General features: G+C 56.0%; 25 protein-coding genes. 11 read left to right on the forward strand and 14 right to left on the reverse strand.

The window, feature by feature from the left end; all coding sequences use genetic code 11:
• Positions 1-7: 7 nt before the first annotated feature.
• Both SynPROS91_RS10250 and SynPROS91_RS10255 read right to left on the reverse strand, forming a co-directional pair.
• Positions 8-1996 carry an ATP-binding cassette domain-containing protein gene (locus tag SynPROS91_RS10250; RefSeq protein ID WP_186516548.1) on the reverse strand — a complete coding sequence of 663 codons (1989 nt, stop codon included), beginning with the start codon at positions 1994-1996 and terminating at the stop codon, positions 8-10.
• Positions 1997-2021: 25 nt separating this feature from the next.
• Positions 2022-2363, reverse strand: coding sequence for a histidine triad nucleotide-binding protein (locus tag SynPROS91_RS10255; RefSeq protein ID WP_186519708.1), 342 nt, complete (start codon positions 2361-2363; stop codon positions 2022-2024).
• A 69-nt stretch (positions 2364-2432) separates the two neighbouring features.
• On the opposite strand from SynPROS91_RS10255, the gene SynPROS91_RS10260 reads away from it, so the two are divergent.
• On the forward strand, positions 2433-4004 hold the full coding sequence (locus SynPROS91_RS10260; RefSeq protein ID WP_186516550.1) for a YifB family Mg chelatase-like AAA ATPase: 1572 nt from the start codon (positions 2433-2435) through the stop codon (positions 4002-4004).
• Between the two features lie 281 nt (positions 4005-4285).
• Here SynPROS91_RS10260 and rpsU read toward each other — a convergent pair whose 3' ends face one another.
• The 4 genes from rpsU to def are packed head-to-tail and all read right to left on the reverse strand — an operon-like array spanning position 4286 to position 5958.
• The gene (rpsU, locus tag SynPROS91_RS10265; RefSeq protein WP_006043142.1) at positions 4286-4456 is read right to left on the reverse strand and encodes a 30S ribosomal protein S21; all 171 of its coding nucleotides are present in this window, start codon (positions 4454-4456) and stop codon (positions 4286-4288) included.
• Between the two features lie 53 nt (positions 4457-4509).
• Positions 4510-5088, reverse strand: a complete 579-nt coding sequence (locus tag SynPROS91_RS10270) for a DUF3747 domain-containing protein (RefSeq protein WP_186516552.1) — start codon at positions 5086-5088, stop codon at positions 4510-4512.
• Positions 5089-5147: 59 nt separating this feature from the next.
• Positions 5148-5345: a hypothetical protein gene (locus SynPROS91_RS10275; protein WP_186516553.1), complete on the reverse strand. Its 198-nt coding sequence runs from the start codon at positions 5343-5345 to the stop codon at positions 5148-5150.
• A 4-nt stretch (positions 5346-5349) separates the two neighbouring features.
• Positions 5350-5958, reverse strand: a complete 609-nt coding sequence (gene def, locus SynPROS91_RS10280; protein ID WP_186516554.1) for a peptide deformylase — start codon at positions 5956-5958, stop codon at positions 5350-5352.
• 65 nt (positions 5959-6023) lie between these two features.
• Between def and SynPROS91_RS10285 the strand changes: the two genes are divergently transcribed.
• Positions 6024-7937, forward strand: coding sequence for a prolyl oligopeptidase family serine peptidase (locus SynPROS91_RS10285; RefSeq protein WP_186516555.1), 1914 nt, complete (start codon positions 6024-6026; stop codon positions 7935-7937).
• Here SynPROS91_RS10285 and SynPROS91_RS10290 read toward each other — a convergent pair.
• The 8 genes from SynPROS91_RS10290 to SynPROS91_RS10325 are packed head-to-tail and all read right to left on the reverse strand — an operon-like array spanning position 7927 to position 15466.
• Positions 7927-8595, reverse strand: a complete 669-nt coding sequence (locus SynPROS91_RS10290; protein WP_186519709.1) for a class II aldolase/adducin family protein — start codon at positions 8593-8595, stop codon at positions 7927-7929. The genes SynPROS91_RS10285 and SynPROS91_RS10290 overlap by 11 nt on opposite strands.
• Before the next feature lie 13 nt (positions 8596-8608).
• Positions 8609-9721, reverse strand: a complete 1113-nt coding sequence (gene mtnA, locus SynPROS91_RS10295) for an S-methyl-5-thioribose-1-phosphate isomerase (protein WP_186519710.1) — start codon at positions 9719-9721, stop codon at positions 8609-8611.
• Between the two features lie 54 nt (positions 9722-9775).
• On the reverse strand, positions 9776-10303 hold the full coding sequence (locus SynPROS91_RS10300) for a DUF1543 domain-containing protein (RefSeq protein ID WP_186516556.1): 528 nt from the start codon (positions 10301-10303) through the stop codon (positions 9776-9778).
• A 19-nt stretch (positions 10304-10322) separates the two neighbouring features.
• Positions 10323-11591: a SufS family cysteine desulfurase gene (locus SynPROS91_RS10305; protein WP_186516557.1), complete on the reverse strand. Its 1269-nt coding sequence runs from the start codon at positions 11589-11591 to the stop codon at positions 10323-10325.
• Positions 11588-12820 (reverse strand): Fe-S cluster assembly protein SufD, encoded by a 1233-nt coding sequence (gene sufD, locus SynPROS91_RS10310; protein WP_186516558.1) that lies wholly within the window; start codon positions 12818-12820, stop codon positions 11588-11590. Before sufD ends, SynPROS91_RS10305 begins: the two co-directional genes overlap by 4 nt.
• Before the next feature lie 2 nt (positions 12821-12822).
• The gene (gene sufC, locus SynPROS91_RS10315) at positions 12823-13611 is read right to left on the reverse strand and encodes a Fe-S cluster assembly ATPase SufC (RefSeq protein ID WP_186516559.1); all 789 of its coding nucleotides are present in this window, start codon (positions 13609-13611) and stop codon (positions 12823-12825) included.
• A gap of 50 nt (positions 13612-13661) precedes the next feature.
• Positions 13662-15101 (reverse strand): Fe-S cluster assembly protein SufB, encoded by a 1440-nt coding sequence (gene sufB / locus SynPROS91_RS10320; protein WP_186516561.1) that lies wholly within the window; start codon positions 15099-15101, stop codon positions 13662-13664.
• Between the two features lie 5 nt (positions 15102-15106).
• Positions 15107-15466 carry a ferredoxin-thioredoxin reductase catalytic domain-containing protein gene (locus SynPROS91_RS10325; RefSeq protein ID WP_186516563.1) on the reverse strand — a complete coding sequence of 120 codons (360 nt, stop codon included), beginning with the start codon at positions 15464-15466 and terminating at the stop codon, positions 15107-15109.
• Between the two features lie 278 nt (positions 15467-15744).
• On the opposite strand from SynPROS91_RS10325, the gene sufR reads away from it, so the two are divergent.
• The 9 genes from sufR (at position 15745) to SynPROS91_RS10370 (ending at position 23465) form a co-directional block, all read left to right on the forward strand.
• Positions 15745-16386: an iron-sulfur cluster biosynthesis transcriptional regulator SufR gene (gene sufR, locus SynPROS91_RS10330; protein WP_186516565.1), complete on the forward strand. Its 642-nt coding sequence runs from the start codon at positions 15745-15747 to the stop codon at positions 16384-16386.
• A 3-nt stretch (positions 16387-16389) separates the two neighbouring features.
• The gene (locus SynPROS91_RS10335) at positions 16390-16821 is read left to right on the forward strand and encodes a hypothetical protein (protein ID WP_186516567.1); all 432 of its coding nucleotides are present in this window, start codon (positions 16390-16392) and stop codon (positions 16819-16821) included.
• Positions 16818-17429 carry a phycobiliprotein lyase gene (locus SynPROS91_RS10340; protein ID WP_186516568.1) on the forward strand — a complete coding sequence of 204 codons (612 nt, stop codon included), beginning with the start codon at positions 16818-16820 and terminating at the stop codon, positions 17427-17429. Before SynPROS91_RS10335 ends, SynPROS91_RS10340 begins: the two co-directional genes overlap by 4 nt.
• A gap of 104 nt (positions 17430-17533) precedes the next feature.
• The gene (locus SynPROS91_RS10345) at positions 17534-18298 is read left to right on the forward strand and encodes a phycobilisome rod-core linker polypeptide (RefSeq protein ID WP_186516570.1); all 765 of its coding nucleotides are present in this window, start codon (positions 17534-17536) and stop codon (positions 18296-18298) included.
• A gap of 196 nt (positions 18299-18494) precedes the next feature.
• The gene (locus tag SynPROS91_RS10350; protein ID WP_186519711.1) at positions 18495-19580 is read left to right on the forward strand and encodes a DUF4912 domain-containing protein; all 1086 of its coding nucleotides are present in this window, start codon (positions 18495-18497) and stop codon (positions 19578-19580) included.
• Positions 19571-19765 (forward strand): hypothetical protein, encoded by a 195-nt coding sequence (locus tag SynPROS91_RS10355; RefSeq protein WP_186519834.1) that lies wholly within the window; start codon positions 19571-19573, stop codon positions 19763-19765. Before SynPROS91_RS10350 ends, SynPROS91_RS10355 begins: the two co-directional genes overlap by 10 nt.
• 37 nt (positions 19766-19802) lie before the next feature.
• Positions 19803-21227 carry a phosphatidylserine/phosphatidylglycerophosphate/cardiolipin synthase family protein gene (locus SynPROS91_RS10360; protein WP_186516572.1) on the forward strand — a complete coding sequence of 475 codons (1425 nt, stop codon included), beginning with the start codon at positions 19803-19805 and terminating at the stop codon, positions 21225-21227.
• A gap of 78 nt (positions 21228-21305) precedes the next feature.
• The gene (locus SynPROS91_RS10365; protein ID WP_186516574.1) at positions 21306-21716 is read left to right on the forward strand and encodes a hypothetical protein; all 411 of its coding nucleotides are present in this window, start codon (positions 21306-21308) and stop codon (positions 21714-21716) included.
• A gap of 90 nt (positions 21717-21806) precedes the next feature.
• Positions 21807-23465, forward strand: a complete 1659-nt coding sequence (locus tag SynPROS91_RS10370; RefSeq protein ID WP_186516576.1) for an alpha-D-glucose phosphate-specific phosphoglucomutase — start codon at positions 21807-21809, stop codon at positions 23463-23465.

The raw sequence follows: 23465 nt of genomic DNA on the forward strand, positions 1-23465 counted from the left end.
GACTGATTCATGGTTGATAGCTACTGGCGGGGATCAGGCTCCAATCGCCATCCCCCCGCAGTTCAAGCACGTTGTCATGGAAGTGCTTGAGGGAAGGACGATGGCCAACACTAATAAAGGAGAGATCTCGATCTACGAGCAACTCATAAAGCTGCTTCTCTGTCTTCACATCAAGGGCACTGGTCGCCTCATCCAAGACCACAAAACTCGGAGAGTTCAACAACAACCGTCCAAAGGCCAATCGCTGCTGTTCTCCTAGGGAAAGAATTCGAGGCCAATCCTGCTTGATATCCAAATCGGGATAACGGGTCACTAGCTTCTGCAAGCTGACCTGCTCAAGCACGCTTCGCAGCTGCTCATCACTAAAACGATTCTCATCTGCTGGGTAACAAAGCTGCTCTCTGAGCGAGCCCAATAACATATAAGGCTTCTGAGGGATAAACAGGAGATCACCCATCGATGGCCTCTCCACGCTGCCCCGAGTGGGTTCCCAAAGGCCACTAATCATCCGCAGGAGTGAGGTCTTTCCGCATCCGGATGGCCCAACAACTAACAACTTGTCGTGGTCACCAATATCAATGGTGAGATCTTCAATGACCGGAGTCTTTCCATTAGGAGGGTAGAGGTCGGCAGAACGAATCACGATGCTGTTACTTCCAGGAACCACGCGGCTGTTGCTACTAGGAGCCTGCTTGCTCACCTGCTCAATCTTGGTTTGGAATCCCTCGAGACGACTAATCCCTGCAGCGAACTGAGCAAGTTGCTCAATTCGAGCCACAATAAAGAACAACGATCCCTCCACCATATTGAAAGCAAAGTTGGCCTGATTGAACACGCCAAAATCAATCTCACCGGCAAAACACACCGGAGCCATCACTAAAAAGGGCAGAAAAACTCCTGCGTAGGAGACCGATCGACGCATGACATCGATGATCACCTGCCAAATGATCAGGAGGTTGAAGTTTTTAACAACCGAGCCAAGACGTCGGTACGACTCTTGCTTTTCTTGCCCCTCCCCCGAGTAAAAAGCGATCGATTCAGCGTTGTCCCTGATATGAAACAAGCCATAGCGGAAATCAGCTTCATAGCGAAGCTGATCGTAATTAATTCTGACCAGGTTTCGTCCTGAAACAATCAGCAAAGTTGTGGCAACTGCTGAATAGCCAAACAAGGTGAAAGTAAGCCTTGAACTGATACTCCATAGCACTAAGATATTGAGCGAAAATGTTAGAAGCGCATCAAAGAGGCCCAGAGCAAGGCTTAAGCTTTGTGCCGTGAAAGACTCCGTATCTTGAGTAATTCTCTGGTCAGGGTTATCAACATCAGTTTCGTCTTCACTATTAGGGTTGAGAACATAATAAGCCTTATTTTTCATGTAATCGCCAATCAACGATTTAGACAGCCACTCTCTCCAAATAATCCCCAGCTTTGCGGTGATATAAACCTGAGTCACCCGAATCGGAAGGGCGATCACAAAACAGGCCCCATAAATTGCCAATCGTCCATAAAAGCCTCCTTGGTCCTTATCAACCAAGGCATTCGTAATGTCTCGGTAAATAAATCCAATCCCCGTATTAATTCCGTTAACAGCAAGCAACATGAATACGATCGTCGCTAGCAAGCCCCAATTGAGCCAACGCCGTTGGCGCAATTGCTGACGGAAAGCCACGAAACTGGCCAAACCAACCAGAAAGAGCGCCACAAAAGCCACGCCCCACCAACTTGACCAAATCGTGGCGATCGTTCCTGAAACACCAGAGAGATATTTCTCCGTTAAGTCCGGCTGAAACCGATCCAGGCTGCGGATCAATGCGGTAAGCACCGCAAGCACCAAACCGCCCACACAAAAGAGAAGGCACACCAACAGCCAAATGAACTGCCATCCGCTGGCCTGATCAAGCGGCAAAAAGAAGGGTTGGGCCAGGTGACGCAGCTTGGCCAGCTGATTACGCAGATTTTTAAATGGGCCGTTGCTGGCGAACGAAGACGCTGTCATGACCCCATTCTCACAAGCCAAACCTTCATCCGGGAGGCCAATCCAGGGAACGCCCACCAATCACATGGACGTGCAGGTGGAACACGGTCTGACCTGCACCCTCTCCGCTGTTAATCACCGTTCGCCAATCCCTTAATCCTTCTTGCTTAGCAACCTTCGCAGCCACCACCAACAGATGCCCAAGCAGCTCCTCATCCGCTATCTCCGCTTCGCGCAAGCTCTCTAGTGGTTTGCGTGGAATCACCAGCACATGGACAGGAGCGGCCGGAGCAACGTCACGGAATGCCAAACAGCTGTCATCGCTGTACACCTCATCGCAGGGAATCTCTCCACGCAAGATGCGGGCAAAAATCGTGTCACCAGCCATGGTCACAACCCTGGGCAAAACAGTGGATGAGACGGGTGGGGCATCAGATGCTTACCCCGCAACCATCCAATGCTGGCACGCTGCTCAAGTGCATCCATTCAAGGAATGGAGGCGCTTCCCGTCACGGTGGAAGTGGATCTAGCCCCAGGGCTACCCGGCTTGCAGCTTGTGGGACTTCCAGATGCTGCCATTCAAGAATCGCGCGAACGCGTTCGGGCAGCGCTGCGCAACAGCGGCTTTCGCGGGCCCCTCGTTCGGGTCATCGTCAATCTGGCACCAGCGGATCGACGCAAGGAGGGGCCCGCCTTCGATCTCCCGATCGCGCTGGCCTTGCTCGTCGCCAGCGGGCAGCTTGATCCCCAAAAGCTAGAGGGGCTGTGCTGCGCCGGAGAACTGGGCCTGGATGGAAGCTTGAGGCCATGCCGCGGCATTCTGGCGATGGCCTGCCAAGCGAAGATCCAGCAAGCCAAGGCGTTTGTGGTGCCATCCGCCAATGCGGCAGAAGCGGCTCTGGTGGCCGGACTCCCCATCGTGAGCGCCCAAACGCTTGGGCAACTCGTTGAGCAGTTACGACATGGCATCGAGCACAACTGTTTTGCTCCATCCAAAAGGGACGAACCTGCAAGGACAACTAGTCCTTGCAGCGCATCAGCCCCTCTATCGGCAGCACCCCTCAAGATTCAGCATTTCGCCCGAAAGGCACTGGCGATTGCTGCCGCAGGCGGGCATCACCTCCTGATGGTGGGGCCTCCTGGCTGTGGCAAAACGATGTTGGCGCGCCAGCTCCCCAAGATTCTTCCGCCATTGAGCGACTCAGAGGCTCTAGAGCTCACCCGGCTTCAATCCATTGCTGGCACGCTCGGCAGCGTGACAAGCCTGATTCAACAACGACCGTTCCGTGCACCGCATCACAGCATCACGGCAGCGGGACTTCTCGGCGGAGGCATCAACCCTCGCCCCGGTGAATTGAGCCTGGCCCACGGAGGCGTGCTGTTTCTCGATGAGCTAACTGAGTTTCCGAGATCCATCCTCGATCAGTTGCGTCAGCCTCTTGAGGAGGGGGTTCTCTGGATCAGCCGAGCCCGTTTGCGCTGCTCATTCCCCTGCAGGGTGACCCTGGTGGCTGCCACCAATCCCTGCCCTTGCGGCTGGCATGGTGATCCTTCCAACCGCTGCCGTTGTTCGGAACTTCAACGACAGCGCTACTGGAACCGTTTATCCGGTCCATTTTTAGATCGCCTCGATCTTCAATGCCGCCTCGAACCTGTGCCGACAGGCCAACTACGCCAGTGCTTCAAAACAACGGATCCTCCAACAGAGACTCAAACGGAAGCCAGCTTCTCCCCTGAAGCCATCCAGGCTGCGCGACTCCAAATGTGTCAACGCAACCCTGGCGGCCAACTCAACAGCCAACTCAGCGCGCTGGAGCTCGGGCGCTACGGCCAGGTTGAAGAACGAGCCTTTCAATTCTGGGAGCAGGTGGTGGCGAAACGGCAGCTGAGCATGCGCAGCAGCTTGAGGCTTCTGCGCGTTGCCCGAACCATTGCCGACTTAGAAGCTGTACCCAAGGTGGGCGAACAACAGCTGGCAGAAGCGATCTGCTTCCGCAGCTATGACCACCCGCCCAGAGCGAATGCTTGAGCCGATCGCCGCTTAACGCGATCCATGCTGAGGAATATCTTTGTAGGGCTGGAATCCAATCGGAGGGGGAACAGTCCTCTTTTCCTCACTTGGATTACCAAAAGCATGAGACAGGGTTTCTGCAAACCATTCGCGAAGCGAATTAAACATGAATGCCATGGTGAGTCACATTCGAGATGCTTCTAGTCTCGTTAGGCACTCAAAAAAAAGAACCAGTCGAAATACCGATCCTTCGATATTTCGACTGGACACGGCGGTCTAAAGCTGAAAGTGCAGCCTGATCAACGACGACGACGACGCTGCTGCGCTTTGCGCTTGTACTTCTCGATTGGAGTCTCGTGATGGCGGAGACGCTTGAGATCCGCAAAGATCCCGGCCTTGGAGACCTGACGCTTAAAGCGACGCAAGGCAGATTCGATGCCTTCGTTTTCTCCAACCGTGACCTGAGTCATTCAACAAGCAAGGATTTCCAGCTAAGTAATGTAGCAAGCGATCGGCAAATCTCTCAAAGAGCGTCGGGCGATCCAGGCATGCCATCCCGATAGACATAAAGATGTCCCAGCGTGCGCTTGCCGTATTGACGCCTCATAAGCTTCCAGCCTGGTTCAAGATTCAGCTTGAGGAAACCGTTTCCAGGCCCTCCTGAGCGAGCCACCACCATGGTGGGGCGGTAGGCATCACGCGTCGGGACGGCCAAGAGCTCGATATCGGCACCACTTTTGACCACGGAGAGTCGATAATGCGTTCCAAGGTCATCGCCTCCAATGCGCAAGGAATAACCATTGCCATCGATGTAGCGGTTACAGATTCCGGTGAAGTCAAAACTGGCCAACAGGGGATCAACCACTGCAGGGGAAGCTCCTGACACAGCAAAACAAGGTCGGGCACTGGTCCGCTGCTCATAAATGTTCAGCTGAGAGCGTGCACTCTTACCGATTGGGGCCGACACCATCACGAATTGGCTTTCGTCGACGTCTGCAGCAGTGAAGACAGAGCCTTGAGCTTTCGCTACTTGCGGCAGACCTGAGGCCACAGCGGCCGTAAACACAGCAAAAGCAACAGCAGCGTTCCAAGGACGGCCCATCAATCAAATCCGATCGTTAAAGGGATCGTATTAGTCCCTTTGGGTCCGAGCACGTTCCCTCAGGCCGGTTTGTTGAGACGAATCGCGACCAAAAGTGACCCAAGCGTCGCCGGAAGACTGAAACCAAGGATCCATCGCGTTGGATTAACGCCCAGATCAGGATCTCCGTAGGCCAATTCGAAAACACAGCCTGTGGCAGCGATTCCGAGCACACAGGCGAGGGCCAGGAACAGTCCAGAAAGGGGTTTCATCGGCATCGGTTTAAGGCGTCATGGGGCGCACGTCCGCTGCAAGGAAGCCATGGTCCATGAGCTCCTTATTAAGGCCACTGGAATCGGTCACACGATCCACAAACAGCACCCCGCGGAGATGGTCCATCTCATGCTGAATGCAACGCGCCATCAGACCGTCAGCCTTCATGGTGCGGGGTCGCCCCATCTCATCCCTGAAACTCAATTGAATGGCCGTCGGACGGACCACATCGAGATAGACCCCTGGGATGCTTAGGCAGCCCTCCTCGTAAGTATCAACCGATGCGCTGCAGGTTGTGATTTCAGGATTAATCAGCACAAGAGGTGGGGTGCTTGGTGTCTCAAGGTCGAGGTCGATCACCAGCAATTGCTGATGCACCCCAACCTGAGGTGCCGCTAAGCCGATGCCATGGGCGGTATACATGCTGCGCAACATGTCGCGAGCCAAGTCGCGCACGCGCTCGTCAACCTTGCCAATCCGGCGAGCATCACCCCGTAATGCGTCGTCGCCAAGGGTATGAATATTGAGAGGAGCACTCTCTAAAGGCTCCTTAGGCACGGCAATTGAGGAGCTGCTTTTCTCAGCCGATCGTGCCAACTGGGCGAAGCTCCTAGCCACAACCCCTCCTACCTTGATGTTGTGCTGATCTTAGGCAGACCTGATCTCTGCTGGATCCGTTCGACATGCCTCTGCAACAGCCCCTGCCCGCCACGACCGCCCTCGGACGCACTCCGGTGCTGCGAGCCCCGCAACTGCTTGGGGATTGGGTGCTCTGGCTCGAGCAGCGACCCCACGAGAAAGGCCGCACCACAGCATTAATCCGCCGCTGGGGGGAAACAGACAGCACACCCCTGGAACTCACGCCAGCACCGATCAATTTGCGCAGCAGAGTGCACGACTACGGGGGAGCGCCGCTGACGGCGACCCTCACGGAAGGAACACTCCAGCTGGTTTGGGTCGATGACGATGACTGTTGCCTCTGGTTCCAAGCCTGGACAGGACTGAATGGGGCTAACGCCCAATCGCTGCAAGCCATAGCCAGCCCCCAGAGGCTCACCTCCCCCAGCGACAGCGCGCTGGGGGGCGGCGTGATCGACCATGCCCGCTCTCGATGGTTGGGCGTCATCGAGGAAGCCGGTTGTGATCGCTTGGTGAGCGTGGCCCTCGATCAAGGCCATCAAACCCCTGTTGTTATGCATCAGCCGGCTGATTTCGCGGGCTATCTCGCCCTCAGCTCAGATGGAGCCCAGCTTGCTTGGGTGGAATGGCAGCAACCCTCTATGCCCTGGGATTGCTCCCAGCTCGTTCTGGCGCGGCTTACGACCTCTGGAGCACTGGAGGATTGCCACGTGATCGCCGGCGGTGAACCATCACAGCCTCAGGGGATCTCAGTGTTTCAGCCCCAATGGCTGCCGGATGGAAGCCTCGTCGTGGCAGAGGACAGCAGCGGCTGGTGGAATCTGATGCGCCATCCCAGCGCAGAGAACTTAAGCAGCCACTGGCAACGTCTCTGGCCGATGGCCAAGGAGACGGCCATGCCCCAGTGGGTGTTTGGGATGAGTACCACTGCTTGGGATGGGGACAAGCTGTTAGCGGCCGTCTGCGATCAAGGGGAATGGCAGTTGCAACGGCTTGGGCTCGACGGCTCGGCAGAGAGGGTGGACCAACCCTTCAACGATCTCGCCGATTTGAACGCATCGAATGGCAGGGCTGTTGCGATCACGAGCAACAGCACCACAGGCCAAGGGCTTCTGGAGCTCAACTTGGGCTTAGGGACCTGGCAACACACTCCAGCCGCCGCCGCAGCCATGGAGGTCAACGAGATCAGCGTGGGGCAACCCTTGTGGTTCGACGGGTCTGGCGGGCAACGCACCCATGCCTGGTATTACCCCCCAATCGGGGGAGCAGATGCGTCATCCCCCCTGCTGGTGAAGAGTCACAGCGGCCCTTCGTCGATGGCCCGCCGCGGCCTCAGCCTCGCGATTCAGTTCTGGACCTCCCGGGGCTGGGGAGTGGTGGATGTGAATTACGGGGGGTCCACAGGATTTGGCCGGACCTACCGCGAGCGGCTGCAGGGGGGTTGGGGCGTGGTGGATGTCAACGATTGCGCAGCAGCAGCCAAAACGTTGATTGCTGCGAAGCATGCCGATCCGAACCGCATCGCCATCGAAGGGGGAAGCGCCGGTGGCTTCACCACGCTGGCCTGCCTCTGCTTCACCAATGTGTTCCGCGCTGGTGCCTGCCGCTATGCCGTGAGCGATCCCAGCGCTTTAGCCACAGAGACCCATCGTTTTGAAGCCCGCTATCTCGATGGACTGATCGGCCCCTGGCCGCAGGAGCGGGATCTTTATGAGCAGCGATCGCCGCTGCGCCATGCACAACAGATCCGCTGTCCTGTGATCTTTTTCCAGGGCCTCAAAGACAAGGTCGTCCTGCCACAGCAAACCGAACGCATGGCCGATGCTTTACGCCGCAATGCCATCCCAGTGGAAGTGCACACGTTCCCTGAGGAAGGTCATGGCTTCCGAGATAGCAGCGTGCAGGTAGCCGTTCTGGAGGCAACAGAGCGCTTTTTCCGCCAACACCTCAATTGTTAGAGGCTTGGCCATATCCCAACCCACGGAACTGGCGATGCACCTCTTCCATTTGTGATGACGACAACAGCGGCGGCTCCCCAAGCTGCAGAGCTTGCAAATACATCTGTGCCAGCGTCTCCACCTCAATGGCAATCTTCAGCGCCTGATCCAGATCCCGTCCCAAACTGACCAATCCATGGTGAGCCAGCAAACAGGCCTGCCGCTCCTGCAATGCCTGCACCGTATGGGCCGACAGTTCAGCGGTGCCGAAGGTGGCATAGGGAGCACAGCGAATGTCGTCACCACCAGCCACCGCTGTCATGTAGTGGAACGGTGGAATCCCCCGGTCATGGCAGGCCAGAGCGGTTGCATGAATGGGATGGCAATGCAACACCGCCATGGCATCGGGCCGATCAGCGAAGACATCGGCATGCAATCGCCACTCAGAAGAGGGTCTGCGGTCATGGCCAGGGAGCCCGCTTGGCAAAGGTTGGCCGCAAAAATCAATTGCTACCAGATCCTCCGGCTCCATCTGGTCGTAGGCCAAAGAGCTCGGGGTCACCAACAATCCCCCCTCAATCCGCAACGACAGGTTGCCGGATGTGCCCTGATTCAAGCCGCTGCTGTTCATGGCACGGGCCACGCCCACGAGCTCACAGCGCAACGCCCGATCGTTCATCGCGATCCCGGAATCAGCCACGGTTGTAGAGCTCCTTCAGTCCAACTTCACTGGCAGTCGCCACACCACGGTCGGTGATCAGAGCGGTCACAAGCCGAGCTGGGGTGACGTCGAAGGCCGGATTAAACCCGGCACAACCATCAGGCGTGAGCTGCACGCTCACGATTTCACCAGCAGACTCCCCAGCGATCACCCGCCCCTGAATGGCGGTCACTTCCTCAGCGGAACGCGCCTCAATCGGAATTTCTGCCACCCCATCTGCAAGGCGCCAATCGATGGTGGACGTCGGCAGGGCGACATAAAAGGGCACGTTGTTGTCGTGAGCCGCCAGGGCCTTGAGGTAGGTGCCAACTTTGTTGCACACATCGCCGCAGCGCGTGGTGCGATCCGTCCCAACGATCACAGCATCCACTTGGCCATGCTGCATCAAGTGACCACCTGCGTTATCCACAATCACGGTGTGCGGCACCCCCTCACGCGCCAACTCATAGGCCGTAAGCGATGCCCCTTGATTGCGCGGCCGGGTCTCATCCACCCAAACATGAATGCTCAACCCAGCGCGATGGGCCTTATAAATCGGTGCCAATGCCGTTCCCCAATCAACGGTCGCCAACCAACCCGCATTGCAGTGGGTGAGCACCTGAAAGGGCTCGTTCTGCCTTGCGCTGGGTCGCTGCTCGGCCAGCGACCGGAAGAGATCGAGGCCATGCTCCCCAATCGCCTCGCACATCGCCACATCTTGATCAGCAATCAGCGCCGCCTCCCGCCGAGCCGCAGCCGCTCGCTCCGCTTCCGGCAAAGGTTGCACCAAATCCCGCACCCGTTCCAAAGCCCAACGCAGGTTCACGGCTGTAGGTCGACTTGCATTGAGCTGATCAAAGGCTTGGGCCAAGCCCGCATCGCTGGCGTCGTCTTGAAGGGCGAGCATTAGGCCATAGGCGCCGGTCACACCGATTAATGGCGCACCACGCACCACCATGGTGCGGATCGCATCTGCCGCCTGATCACAACGCGTCAGCCTTCGGGTGATCAGGCGATGGGGCAACAGGGTTTGATCGATCACACCTACGGAGCGCTGATCGGCTTCAAGCCAAATCGTCCGCCAGGCTTGGCCCTCAATGTTCATGGTCGAAACGCGCCAGTTCTCCGGAACAATTGTTTTACCACTCACGTTTGCGACTCAAATCGGTCGATATCCAAACCAGTCAGGCACCTGCTGCTGACTTTCACCATCGAGCTGGCGATGAAGATGCACGTAAATACTGTTGCTCCCTGTTAATGACAACTGTTCAATCGCCAAGCAATCATCCACAGCACTGAGATCGTCCTTGTGCTGCTGAAGCGCATCCAGCAACCAGCGCTTCTTCGCTGCTGCTTTGGCGGCTTGCAGCGACGGGGCCACCACAAGTCCAAAGCGATGCAATTCCGCAAGCGAATCGGGTTGATAACCCCCAAGGTTGACGAACCACAGGCGCTGCGTCTCTGAGGGAGGCTCCAGCTCAAGGGTGACGCGCCAACCGTCAATGCAATGCACGGCCATGTAGCTATCGAGATGCAACCCGCGACGGCGACCAAACCACTGACGCCGAAGTTCGGGATAGGTGTCCTCGATGCAGCGGCCCGCCACAAAGCGCACATCGTGAAGCTCGATCAAACTGCGGTCGGTGCGACCACCCAGGACAACCAAAAACAAAGTGGACTGTTCCAAGCGCTAACAGCGAACGGACCTAGCCATGCTCACGAAAAAAGTCGATCACACTGACGAGCTCATCAGCGAAACGATCAATCTCAGCGTGAGTTGTACAAAAACTGAGGCTCGCGCGAGCTGATCCGGTCACGCCATACAGCCGATGCAGCGGTTGGCAGCAATGGTGACCACTGCGAATACAAACACCGGAGAGATCAAGCATCGCCGCGATGTCATTGGCATGAACACCCTCCACCACAAATGTGGCAAGGGCTCCTCGATCAGGCTGCTGCTCAGGCGTGGGACCAAGAATGCGCAAACCGTTAATCGATTGAAGCCGGCCAAACAGATGGGTGGTGAGCTCCGCCTCCCAGGCCTGAATCGCATCGAGTCCAAGGGTTTGCAAATAAGTAATTGCAGCACCCATGCCGATCGCTTCACCAATGGCTGGTGTGCCCGCTTCAAACTTGTGGGGGAGTTCCGCCCAGGTGCTGTGATCCAAGAACACCTCTTGAATCATCTCGCCACCACCGAGGAAGGGTGGCATCGCCATCAAGGTTTCTTGCGAAGCCCATAGAAAACCCATTCCGGTGGGGCCACATAGCTTGTGAGATGAGCCCACAAGAAAATCAGCCCCGAGACTTTGCACGGCAATGGATTTGTGAGCCAGGCTTTGGCAAGCATCCACCAAAACCTTGGCCCCTACAGCATGGGCAAGGGCTGCAATCTCTTCGATCGGGTTGCAGCACCCCAGGGTGTTGCTGATATGGACCAAGCTCACCAAGCGCGTTTTCTCTGAGAGCTGATCGCGCAAGTCGGCGAGGTCGAGGGTGCCGTCAGGGGTCACACCCACATGCCTGAGTACGCAACCGGTGCGCTCAGCGAGCAACTGCCAAGGCACCAAGTTGCTGTGGTGCTCCATCACGGTGAGCAGCACCTCATCACCCGCCTTCAGCTGGGCATCACCCCAACTGCGTGCCACCAGATTGATGGCTTCCGTGGCATTGCGCGTGAACACAATCTCTTTTGAACTCGATGCACCGATCAAGCCAGCGGTGGTGGCACGAGCCGCTTCAAACGACTCCGTGGCACGGGCGCTGAGCTGGTGGGCACCTCGATGCACATTGGCGTTGTCGCAGGCGTAGTAATGCTGAATCGCGTCGAGCACCACATGAGGCTTCTGACTGGTGGCCGCATGATCCAAATAAATCAGGGGCTGACCAGAGCTCGAAACCTGATTAAGTATTGGGAAGTCAGCACGCACTCGTTCCGCAAGAGTTACGGCAGCGTTACGAGGAAGTGTTGTCATGACGTCATCCCTCCCACTTGCAAGCTGCCGCCCAACCAGCGCTGCGAGGCATCGAGAGGCAAGCGATCCAGCACTTCCTTGCAGTACCCACGCAGCAGCAAGGCTGCTGCCGAGGACTGCGTAATGCCACGGCTGCGCAGATAAAACAGCTGATCCTCCTGGAGCTGACTCACAGTGGCCCCGTGGGTGCAACGAACGTCATCGGCCACGATCTCTAACTCGGGCTTGGCATCAACACGGGCGCGTCCCGAGAGCAACAAGCTCCTGCTGAGCTGGGAGGCGTTGGTGCGCTGCGCCGGCCTCGGCACTTGAATCGCTCCATTAAAAATACTGTGAGAGCGATCAGCTGCAATCGTTTTTTGCACTTGATCCAGCGTGCCTTCAGGGCCCTCAAAACGCACAGCGGTATGGACCGCAAACTGCTGATCAACAGCAGTGACGGAAAGGCCATGAATCGAAGTGGAAGCTTGGCCATCCACCTGCACAACCCTCGGCTCCAGTCGCCCAAACGACCAGCCCTGAGACACCGAAACCAGGGAGTAGTGACTTCGCGATTCTTGCTCCACAGCCAGGTTGGCGAGCAGTGCCTCTTGGCCGTCGCCTAAGGCAAGCAAGCCGTGGTTCACCTTGGATTCCTGGCCAAGATGAATTTCGAGGAGATGACTATGGGCAGCCTGGCCCTGAGCACTCACAACCTGGAGAAACTCGAGCTCTGCTTTTTCCTCAACCAGCAACAAAACCCTGGTTGGGACCAACATGGCGTCGGCCGCAAGCATGACCAACTCAATCGGTGGAACGTTGCCACGGATGCGTAACGCCAGAATCTGCTGACTCACTCCGTGGTTGAGCTCCACCGACCAATCCGACGCGCAACGACAACGGGACAAGGTATGGCCGAGGGCTTGCTGCAACTCAGCGCCCTCAAGCAGCGAAATCCCTGCCGGCAAGGTCACACCCTGCAAGGGATCCTGACTGCCATCAATCACAAGTCTGAGGGCCTGCTCAGGAGCGCTCGGCCAGCTGTCAGCACTCGAGCGATGACTTCTTTGATCCGCTAACGACAGCTGAAACAGCGCCTCTAGGCGAGTGAGATCAGTAAGCCTCCACGACTCCTGCTTCCTACTGGGAAAGCCCTGCTCTGACAGAGCCAAGCGTCCGCGGCGCTGAACCGGCTCCAGTGTCCCTGCTGGTGCAGGAAGCTGTATCAACCAACCCTCAGGCATCGCCATCGTTAGGCCACCCCCTCGGCCGCGAGCTGCTGATCCACCCAGTCGTAACCAATTTTTTCCAACTCAACAGCCAATTCACTCCCCCCGGTTCGCAAGATGCGACCAGCCCCCATCACGTGGACGTAATCCGGAGTGATCTCATCTAAAAGCCTTTGATAGTGGGTGATCAGCAACGTGCAGTTGTCTGGACTCGCCAACTGATTCACACCTCCAGCAACGATGCGCAAGGCATCAATATCAAGGCCAGAGTCGGTTTCGTCGAGGATCGCGACCACGGGATCCAGGAGGGCCATCTGAAGAATCTCGTTGCGCTTTTTCTCGCCACCAGAGAAACCCTCATTCACGCTGCGTTCAAGAAAGGCAGGGTCCATTTGCACCACTTGCAAGCGGTCACGCACGTGATCGTCGAAATCAAACGTGTCGAATTCTTCCTTACCTTGCTTCTCGCGCCGGGCATTCGTAGAGACCCGCAGAAACTCGAGATTGCTCACTCCAGGGATCTCAATCGGGTACTGGAATCCCAAGAACACTCCAAGTCGAGAGCGCTCTTCGGGCTCCAACTCAAGAAGGTCACGGCCTAGATAGCGCACAGACCCAGACGTCACGCGATAGGCAGGGTGACCAGCCAAAACCTTGGACAACGTGCTCTTCCCGCTTCCATTACGACCCATCACGGCATGAATCTCGCCGGCTTTCACCTGCAGGTTCACCCCATTCAGGATCGGCTTGTCCTCAACGGACGCATGCAGATCATTGATTTCGAGAAGCGGCTCGGCGTCGGGACGGATCACGTCAGAAGAAAACGAAGAGAAAAACGAGTTTTAGAAGTTTGGAGCTGGGATTAACCCACCGAACCCTCAAGCTTGAGAGCAAGAAGTTTGTCGGCCTCAGCCGCAAACTCCATGGGGAGTTGATTAAACACATCCCGACAGAAACCGCTCACCATCATCGACACGGCTTCTTCGAAGCCGATGCCACGGCTTTGGAGATAAAACAATTGGTCTTCCGACATGCGACATGTACTGGCCTCATGTTCGATCGCAGCTTGAGGCTGCTGAGAACGGATGTATGGGTAGGTGTTCGCTGCAGCTTGATCTCCAATCAGCATCGAATCGCATTGGCTGTAATTCCGAGCACCCTTCGCATTCGGACCAACTTGAACCAGACCTCGATAACTATTGCTTGAGTGACCAGCGCTGATTCCTTTGCTCACAATTGTGGAGCGGGTGCGTGGACCTACGTGCACCATTTTCGTTCCGGTATCAGCTTGCTGGCGATTATTCGTGAGAGCCACTGAATAAAACTCACCAACTGAATCGGCACCCTGCAACACACAGCTTGGATATTTCCAAGTAATGGCTGAACCCGTTTCGACCTGCGTCCAACTAATCCGACTGCGTGCGCCTCGGCACTGGCCGCGCTTGGTCACAAAATTATAAATACCTCCAACACCATTTTCATCACCAGCGTACCAATTTTGGACCGTAGAATATTTAATCGAAGCATCATCTAAAACAACCAACTCCACGACAGCAGCATGAAGCTGATTTGTATCAAACATCGGCGCGGTACAACCTTCCAAGTAACTCACCGATGCTCCTTCTTCAGCAACAATCAACGTGCGCTCGAATTGTCCGGTATCTCCGGAATTAATTCTAAAATACGTGGAAAGCTCCATCGGGCATTCCACACCTTTGGGGATGAACACAAATGATCCATCACTAAAAACAGCAGAGTTTAAAGCCGCAAAATAATTATCATTACTAGGAACAACCGAGCCGAGATACTTCTCGATCAACTCTGGATGCTCAACTACAGCCTCACTAAAGGAGCAAAACACCACTCCATGTTCTGCCAACTTTTCTTTGTAAGTGGTTGCGATCGAGACACTGTCAAAAACAGCATCCACAGCGACATTGCTTAGCCTTTTTTGCTCGCTAAGAGGAATTCCCAGCTTTTCAAATGTCTCAAGAAGCTTGGGATCAACTTCATCGAGACTTTGCTTTTTCTCTTGCTGCTTTGGTGCAGCATAATAAACAATATCTTGATAATCAATTGCTTTATAGCCCAGTGAAGCCCAATCAGGTTCTTGCAACTTAAGCCAATGGCGATAAGCCTTAAGCCGAAAATCAAGGAGAAATTCCGGCTCATTCTTTTTAGAAGAAATCAGTCGCACTACCTCCTCACTAAGACCTTTTGCGATCTTCTCGGTTTCGATGTCAGTAACAAATCCGTACTTGTACGGCTGACTAACTAGATCGCGTGTGGAGGTGCTGGTCATGGACTTCAACCTGCCGTGGCGTGAATCGTTTCAGTGCTGATCGTCTGGTCCTCACCGCGGAAGGGATTGTCCTCGGTGAGAAACAACATGCAATGGCAATCATTGCGCTCTCGCATTGGCACGCAAGGACAGTTCCAAAACGCCTGAGAAACCTCAGCTTGCTTGTCTTCGTAGTGACGACAGGGGCAAAGCGCGCCACCTAAATCGTCTTTGTGTTTAGCAAGACCCTTTAAGACAACAGCCGTCACGCCAGGGTCGCTACAAAAGTAGGTCCCGGTTCGTTGGGCGTACGTTTCGGCAAATTTGCGAATGACCTCAAGGCTTTCAGCTGTCGGCTCTGTGCTGCCAGCGGACGCATCGGACATTGGGCTCAAGGGGGGAAAGGAGAGGACGTAATCAGAACGAAAGTCTGATTACACTCCGGCCAAAGGACAGACCGAGACCGAGATACGAAACAAAAAGGTTTCGTTTCTACGAGACTAAGGCACAGATCCATCGTCCGGAGACCCCACCATTCTGAAGGGGCGAACACCCGCTGAGCAGACTTCCTTCCAATAATTCGTGAACCGAGGCGAAGGCCTTGGGGAACTCACACGACGGTTGCGGCCTTCCCGTGGCATCGTGAGTTCAATAGCTTCAACCCATGGGAGCTCAAGCGCAGGCCCCTACCCGCGAAACCACGCTCACCTTGCTTCTCAGGCAGGGAGAAACCAGTGCGGCCTCATTGGCAGAGACGTTGGGAATTTCTGTGCAAGCGATGCGCAGGCATCTGCGCAGCCTCGAAGACGATGAACTCGTCGAGGCCAGTCCCACAACAGCGGGCCCAGGACGTCCATCCAACCTGTGGAGACTCACCTCGAAAGGGCACCAACACTTCCCCGACGGCATCGAGAACTTTGCATTAGGTCTGCTTGAGTCCATGGCAGCGACCTTGTCGCCTGAGGTCATGGCCGATCTCCTCCGTCAGCAAGCCCTAGAGAAAGCCACTCTGTACCGCAAAGAGCTGGGGAACGCACCGCTCGAGGAGCGAGTCCGGGCGCTTGTGAATCTGCGCTTAAAAGAGGGTTACGTCAGCGACATGCAACCAGCCCCAAGTGGTTCGGGTTGGTGCGTCAGTGAATTTCACTGCTCAGTGCAGAGAATTGCTGAGGAATATCCAGCGGTCTGTGATCAAGAGCTACAGCTGATCAGGCACACCTTTCCGGACTGTCTTGTGGAGCGGGTGCATTGGCGCCTGGAATCAGGACATTCCTGTGGTTTCAGCATCGCCCCTAAGCAGGACTGATTCATGGCTGAACGGCCGCTCTTCGGTTCAGGCCCCCTATCTCGCGCTGATGCCGAGCAGATTGAAGCCACGTTGCTTCCCAACCTCGATCGTCACCACCTTCGCCTCCTAGCCCACTGTCTACGCAGCTTTCAAGTGATCGCAGATCCGCGACACTCAGGTCCACTTCCCGGCCGAAGCGAGCTCGAGCAATGGCTCTTGGAGCAGCCGCAATTGGTTGACGAGCCTCAATTCCGCGACTTACTGCTCCACCAATTTCTTGCCGCCGCGCAGCAGCTAGAAAACCTCGCCAGACAACAAGACCTCTCTCCTTTGGAACTCAACCTGGGAGAACTCATTGAAGCCAGCACTAAGGCGTCCAAAGCCAGGATCGAGGGACCGCACAACCATCCCTCGGACTGCGATCATCCAATACAAGAGTCATCCCCCTCATGACCTCGGCCATTGCCAACGCTGTCCATTTCTTTCAACAGAGTTGCGGTCGCTGGCGATCACAACGCAGCGTTCATCACCTCTTGCACCGACGAGCAGAAGCGGGTGGATCTCTCATCGTTGTGGAAGATCTCGATCCGAATGACCCACGGCTGCAAACACTGGCTGAGCAACACGGCCAATCCCCGGGGAGCATTGCAGGAGGCAGCTTTGTGCGCTGGAGCGCCTCGATGGCATGGGATCAGAACGGCGATGCCCATGACGGCGAAACAGTGTTTGGCCTGATCCCAGATGGCGATGACGGACGCAGCGGCACCCTGCTTCGCGATTTGGGCTACGCCGAAAAAGCACCGGCCACCTCGACCTTCCAAATGGATCAGCAGGACGGTCTCATCCTCTGCACCAGCTACGAAACCATGACCGTCTGGGAACGCTTCTGGTTCACCAGCCCAAATGTGAGGTTGCGCTCCAGCACGGTGGAAGGCCTTTCGAACAACGCATCCTTTTGCATGGAAACGCGTTTGAGCGAAGAAACCGAGGACATCACAGAGGCGCCAGCAGGGTCAAAGGATGAGTCATTGGAACCACTTTCGGCCCCATTCGGCTGGTGAGATCGCACGGCAGCAACTATTACGGACTGTGAGTGCTGACCTGCGAAGAAGAGGTGCACCGGACTCTTCTTCTACGATCGCTGGCGAAGGATGATGAAGATTGCGTGGCCATTCCTCTACTGCAGTACGCACCGATCACCCAAAATTCAAGGGTGGCGGCGCTGCGGGTCGCATCCGACGAGGTGCCACGGGCGTATTCCATGGACATCGCCATGGATGCCGACAATCTGAAAACCGTGATTGAAGGTGCCTACAGGCAGATTTATTTCCACGCCTTCCAGTCAGATCGGGACGTGAATCTGGAATCCCAGCTGCGAGACGGTCAGATCACTGTCCGCGATTTTGTTCGTGGGCTTTGCCTCTCCGACACCTTCCAGAGAAGCTTTTATGGCATGAACAGCAACTACAAGGTGGTCCGCCATCTCGTAGAGAAGCTTCTGGGTCGCAAAACAAGCGGGCAATCAGAGGAGATCGCCTGGTCCATCCTGATTGCGACGAAAGGCGTCACCGGGATGGTGGATGCGCTGCTCGACAGTGAGGAATACCTCGACGCCTTTGGCTACGACTCTGTTCCCTACCAACGCAACAGGGTTCTTCCTGGAAGGGATCTGGGAGATACACCTTTCAACATCACAAGCCCTCGTTACGACGAGTACTACCGCGGAATCCTTGGGTTCCCTCGGTTTGTCTACACAAACGCTGTCAAAGCGAAGTCCATTCCAGAGAGAGCAAAAGTCAAGCGTGGCGGTTTCCCAGAGGACTACCTTCCTTGGGTCCGTGGTCTGGCCAACACGAGTGGTGTCGCTCCCAGTGGCACTGCAGACATGGATTACCTCTCCAAGGTTCCCTATCGCAGCATCGGTCGCTGAACCGCGAGAAAATACGCCAAAAGTCGAGGGGGCCAACAGGCCCCCTTTTTTTGTGTGTCCAGCTCGTGGGAGCAGCCAACTGAAGCCTTCAAGCCCCCTGGTCTGGAGTCAGAAGATGCTGACCACAGCAGTGGAAGATGTCAGAAAAATGGAAGTTGGCTGCAAACTGATCCCGAAGAAACTCGGTTGGTTGTCCGTGACGCAAGCCCTCTCATCTCTAGCCCGCCTGACCCTGCGTCAGCTTCGCCAAATGGCGAGTGATTTGGGGGTAACCCTCTACAGCCGGAAGAGCAAGGAGGCCCTTGTAAGCGCTATCGCTGAGCGCCAAGATCGTCGCGATGGCGATCTCAAGGCAATGGAGGCAGAGCTCCATGCGCCCTCCATGGGCGAGGCATCGACCCGCGTGGTCTTCCTGCCGAGAGACCCACAGTGGGCATACGTTTTTTGGGAAATATCCGATAGCGATCGAAGGCAAGCTCAATCAGAAGGAGCATCCTTCCTATGCCTGCGCCTCGCCGATGTGACCGGGCTCGCAAACGGCTCATCCCACCCTCACACCCTTCAGGAAGTGCCTGTTGATAGCCACAGCACTGAGTGGTATTTGCCTGTTCCTCTTTGCGACCGCGATTACCGGGTTGAACTTGGCTACAAGTCAGAGAACAAATGGATCTCGCTGGCGTTCTCCTCTGTGGCAAGGGTCCCGGCTCTCCACCCAAGCGATCAAATCCTTGATCAGTTTGTCCCTTTCAGCCTGGAAGCCACACCCACTGCTGCTCCCATGCAGCCGATGACCAAGCAGGGAGCTGATCCAGAACCAACCGACAGCAAGCTGCACGAACGTCTTTACCAAAGCGCGACGACCCACTTCCGCAGTCGCCGCGTTGGCTCGGAGATCCTTCATGAAAGCGATTCGATGGGTTCTGACCAGCGTGGACTCAATGATTCAGGAGTTGGCCTATGGGCCAGCGGGCGTAATGAATCTGGCCTCGGTGGAGTAGCTCCACGTCAGCGCTCGTTCTGGCTCGTTGCCGATGCTGAGCTGATTGTTTACGGCGCAACAGATCCATCTGCACGCCTCACCATCGGCAAAGAAGATGTACCTCTTTCAAGCGATGGCACCTTCCGCATCCAAGTTCCATTCCGCGATGGTGAGCAGGTGTACGCCATCGAAGCCACAGCGGCAGACGGAGAACAAAAGCGCAACATCACCCTCAACTTTGAGCGTGTAACTCCGGAAGACAACAGCAATCCCGCCAGCGAAGCTCGCGCTGAGTGGTTCTGATTCTGAACTCCTCAATGTTGCGTTGGTTTGTTGCGATCACTCCCCTGGCAGGCGCCATAGCCTTCCCAATCCTGGTGCCGATCACCATGGCAAAAGTGAGTATCGGCGCTGGTGTGGGCGTTGCTCTTGTTCTGAGTACTCTTTGGTTTGTCGCCATGTTGCGGACCTCTGAGATGCCGCACTGAGGGTGGAATCCTCAGGGTGAGGAGCGCTTATTTCCCTGTGAATCGAACACAACCAAGGCTTCCTTTGCGGGGCTGGATTGTGACCGCGCTGGTTGGCCTATTCGCGAGCAGTTGCAGCCAAGCAGGAGTTGTGCTCGGTCAGATGCCAGTTGATCTGGCCGAGCCAAAGGGAATCGAAGTGGGTTTCAACCACCGCACAGCCAGTCGCTATCGCAGTCCTCTAAGTGGCGCATGGAGGAATGGAGACAATCTCGAACAGATGCTGATCAATGCGATCCAGTCTGCCGAGACAGAGATCTTGGTCGCGGTGCAAGAACTTTCTCTGCCTCGCATCGCCGAGAGTCTTGTTGCCGCCTCACGCCAAGGCGTGAACGTGAAAGTGATTTTAGAAAACAACTACAGCACTCCCTGGAGCAAGCAGCATGAGCTCGATCTCAGCAGTCATGGACGCCAGCGACTCCAGCGCCTGAGCGCTCTAGCCGATCAAGATCAAAACGGTGTTGTGAGTCCAGAAGAAGCAAGGAATCACGATGCGCTACTCATCCTTCAGCAAGGACAGATTGCTTGGATTGATGACACAGAAGACGGCAGCAAGGGCAGCGGCCTGATGCATCACAAGTTTGTTGTCATCGATGGTGAACGCGTGATCACTGGCAGCGCCAACTTCACCAATTCCGGCATGCATGGTGATGCTGGAGCCACACAAACTCGCGGCAATGTGAATCATCTGATCAGCATTCAAAGTCCAACTCTGGCCACTGTTTTCAAAGAAGAGTTTGCTCAGATGTGGGGAGATGGACCTGGCGGCTCCAACAACAGTCGCTTTGGACGCAATAAAACTGCCCAGCGTCTGCGGACCGTCAAGGTGGGCTCCATGAATGTCAGCGTGATGTTTCCGCCCCATGCAAAAACATATTCAAGCCATGGAATTGATGTGATTGAGGATCAGCTAGGAGGGGCAAAAAAGACCATTGACCTCGCCTTATTTGTCTTCTCTGCACAGCAACTCACCAACAAACTTGCAGAGCGGATATCCGCTGGAGTGAAGCTGAGGCTGCTTGCCGATCCTGGATTTGCCAGCCGGTCCTTTTCAGAAGTGCTTGATCTTCTCGGCGTTGCCCTGCCCGATCGCTTCTGCAAATTAGAGGCTGGCAATCAACCCTTACCCAAACCACTCAAGGGCATCGGCACCCCACGCCTCGCCCGCGGCGACAAACTGCATCACAAGTTCGCCGTAATCGACAACAAAACAGTGATCACAGGATCATTCAACTGGTCACCCTCAGCCGCTCACACCAACGACGAAACCCTGATGGTCATTGAGTCACCACAACTAGCAGCACACTTCACTCGTGAGATGGATCGAATGTGGCGCGGTGCTGAGCTAGGGATCACCGCTCGAATGCGCCGAAAGCTCAAAAGGCAGACAAGAAAATGCGGGAGCGGCACTGAGCGGAAGTAAACGAACAAGACAAATGATGCACAAAAGTCGACGTGCCAACGTGCGCCCACTGACTAATTCTGGGGCCAGAATGGCTACATGACGTCCCTTCTGCCCGTGCGACTTTCGCCACTCCTTCTTGGGTTAGCGATCCTGGCGCCTTGTGCTGTCCGCGCACAATTGAAATACGTTCCCTTTCCCACCAAGAGTGAATTGAGGTCCCTGCAGCTGCTGGCCTACACCTGCTCACGGGAAAACACGGCGGACATTTGTACGCGCACGCGTGAGATTGCCAATCCACTCATGGATCATCCTCGCCTCCCAACAGCCTGCAAGGACGCAGTTTGGGAGCTACTGCAAGAGGCAAAACCAGTCACCACCAACAGCTATCAACGCCGCGACAGCATTGATAGCCCCGCACGCCGGCTCACCGTGGTCTGTGCTGATCCGGCAAAGCCCAGCAAACCCAATAATTCGCCTTCAGCAGGATCTCCACCGGGTCAAACCTGAAGCTCATCAACAGCTGTGATAACTGGCCTGATCTAGGGCCATCAACGCCCCTGCTCAGGCTTAAGTTTTGGGGAACGATGCTGCCTCGTCATGACCCCTTCAATGCCGACGGAACCCACCCAGCGGCAGGTGCAACTCGAGGCGCCTTTCACCGACCAAAAGCCAGGCACCTCTGGTCTTCGTAAGAGCAGCCAACAATTTGAACAGCCCCACTATTTAGAGAGTTTCATCGAAGCTTCCTTCCGTACCCTCCCTGGCATGAAGGGCGGAACCTTGGTTCTCGGTGGAGATGGTCGCTATGGAAATCTCCGCGCCATCGATGTGATCTTGCGCATGGGTGCAGCCCATGGCTTGCAAAAAGTGATCGTCACCACAGGTGGCATCCTCTCCACACCTGCTGCCTCAAACCTGATTCGACAACGTCAAGCCATCGGCGGGATCATCCTGTCCGCCAGCCACAACCCCGGTGGGCCTGATGGTGACTTCGGCGTCAAGGTGAACGGAGCAAACGGCGGCCCCACTCCGGCGTCCTTTACCGATGCGGTTTACGACTGCAGCAAAACCCTTGAGGGCTATTCGATTGTCGACGCCCCAGCCATCAGCCTGCAGTCCCCAGGGCACCACACGATCGGGGAGATGCAGGTCGAGGTGATCGATGGCGTTGATGACTTCGTGTTGTTGATGAAGCAGTTGTTTGACTTCGACAGCATCAGCGCTCTGATTCGCAACGACTTCCCGCTGGCCTTCGATGCCATGCATGCGGTCACAGGCCCCTATGCCAAAACATTGCTGGAAGAGGTCTTAGGCGCACCGGCTGGCAGCGTGCGCAATGGGACTCCCTTGGAAGATTTTGGCGGTGGGCATCCCGATCCCAACCTCACCTACGCCCATGAACTGGCCGACCTTCTGATGGAAGGTGATGCCTATCAATTTGGTGCTGCGTGTGATGGCGATGGCGACCGCAACATGATTCTGGGCAACCGTTGCTTTGTGAACCCAAGCGACAGCCTGGCCGTCCTCACGGCCAACGCCACCCTTGCCCCTGGTTACGCCTCAGGCCTGGCCGGCGTGGCTCGCTCCATGCCCACCAGTGCTGCTGTGGATGTTGTCGCCAAAGACTTGGGGATCAAATGCTTTGAAACTCCTACCGGCTGGAAATTCTTCGGGAACCTTCTGGATGCTGGCGACATCACGCTCTGCGGTGAAGAAAGCTTCGGAACAGGCAGCAACCACGTGCGCGAAAAGGATGGGCTTTGGGCGGTGCTGTTTTGGCTTCAGATCTTGGCGAAGCGACGCTGCAGTGTCGCCGAGATCATGGCCGAACATTGGAAGCGTTACGGGCGTCACTACTACTCGCGCCATGACTACGAAGCCGTTGCCAGCGAGGCAGCGCATGGGCTGTATGACCGCTTGGAAACCATGCTTCCAAGTCTCATCGGCCAGCCCTTTGCAGGCCGCAGCATCAGTACCGCTGACAACTTCAGCTACACCGATCCGGTGGACCAATCCGTCACCAAAGGGCAGGGGCTGCGCATCCTGCTCGACGATGGAAGCCGAGTGGTACTGCGCCTGTCTGGTACCGGCACCAAGGGAGCAACATTGAGGGTGTATCTCGAAAGCTACGTCCCAACCACGGGTGACCTCGATCAAGATCCCCAGATTGCTTTAGGAGAGATGATCCAAGCCATCAATCAGCTCGCCGAGATCACAGAACGCACCGGGATGGATCGTCCAACTGTGATTACCTGA

The organism is Synechococcus sp. PROS-9-1 (assembly GCF_014279775.1).
Taxonomy (GTDB): Bacteria; Cyanobacteriota; Cyanobacteriia; order PCC-6307; family Cyanobiaceae; genus Synechococcus_C.

Coding starts and splice junctions, on each gene's coding strand:
- sufD (WP_186516558.1), bottom strand. CDS start 12,820: ATGGCGATGCCTGAGGGTTGGTTGATACAGCTTCCTGCACCAGCAGGG.
- rpsU (WP_006043142.1), bottom strand. CDS start 4,456: ATGACTCAGGTCACGGTTGGAGAAAACGAAGGCATCGAATCTGCCTTG.
- SynPROS91_RS10305 (WP_186516557.1), bottom strand. CDS start 11,591: ATGACAACACTTCCTCGTAACGCTGCCGTAACTCTTGCGGAACGAGTG.
- SynPROS91_RS10255 (WP_186519708.1), bottom strand. CDS start 2,363: ATGGCTGGTGACACGATTTTTGCCCGCATCTTGCGTGGAGAGATTCCC.
- SynPROS91_RS10290 (WP_186519709.1), bottom strand. CDS start 8,595: ATGAACGATCGGGCGTTGCGCTGTGAGCTCGTGGGCGTGGCCCGTGCC.
- SynPROS91_RS10365 (WP_186516574.1), top strand. CDS start 21,306: ATGACGTCCCTTCTGCCCGTGCGACTTTCGCCACTCCTTCTTGGGTTA.
- mtnA (WP_186519710.1), bottom strand. CDS start 9,721: ATGAACATTGAGGGCCAAGCCTGGCGGACGATTTGGCTTGAAGCCGAT.
- SynPROS91_RS10275 (WP_186516553.1), bottom strand. CDS start 5,345: ATGCCGATGAAACCCCTTTCTGGACTGTTCCTGGCCCTCGCCTGTGTG.
- SynPROS91_RS10270 (WP_186516552.1), bottom strand. CDS start 5,088: ATGGGCCGTCCTTGGAACGCTGCTGTTGCTTTTGCTGTGTTTACGGCC.
- SynPROS91_RS10340 (WP_186516568.1), top strand. CDS start 16,818: ATGACCTCGGCCATTGCCAACGCTGTCCATTTCTTTCAACAGAGTTGC.
- sufR (WP_186516565.1), top strand. CDS start 15,745: ATGGGAGCTCAAGCGCAGGCCCCTACCCGCGAAACCACGCTCACCTTG.
- SynPROS91_RS10250 (WP_186516548.1), bottom strand. CDS start 1,996: ATGACAGCGTCTTCGTTCGCCAGCAACGGCCCATTTAAAAATCTGCGT.
- SynPROS91_RS10285 (WP_186516555.1), top strand. CDS start 6,024: ATGCCTCTGCAACAGCCCCTGCCCGCCACGACCGCCCTCGGACGCACT.
- sufB (WP_186516561.1), bottom strand. CDS start 15,101: ATGACCAGCACCTCCACACGCGATCTAGTTAGTCAGCCGTACAAGTAC.
- SynPROS91_RS10260 (WP_186516550.1), top strand. CDS start 2,433: ATGCTGGCACGCTGCTCAAGTGCATCCATTCAAGGAATGGAGGCGCTT.
- SynPROS91_RS10335 (WP_186516567.1), top strand. CDS start 16,390: ATGGCTGAACGGCCGCTCTTCGGTTCAGGCCCCCTATCTCGCGCTGAT.
- SynPROS91_RS10325 (WP_186516563.1), bottom strand. CDS start 15,466: ATGTCCGATGCGTCCGCTGGCAGCACAGAGCCGACAGCTGAAAGCCTT.
- SynPROS91_RS10370 (WP_186516576.1), top strand. CDS start 21,807: ATGACCCCTTCAATGCCGACGGAACCCACCCAGCGGCAGGTGCAACTC.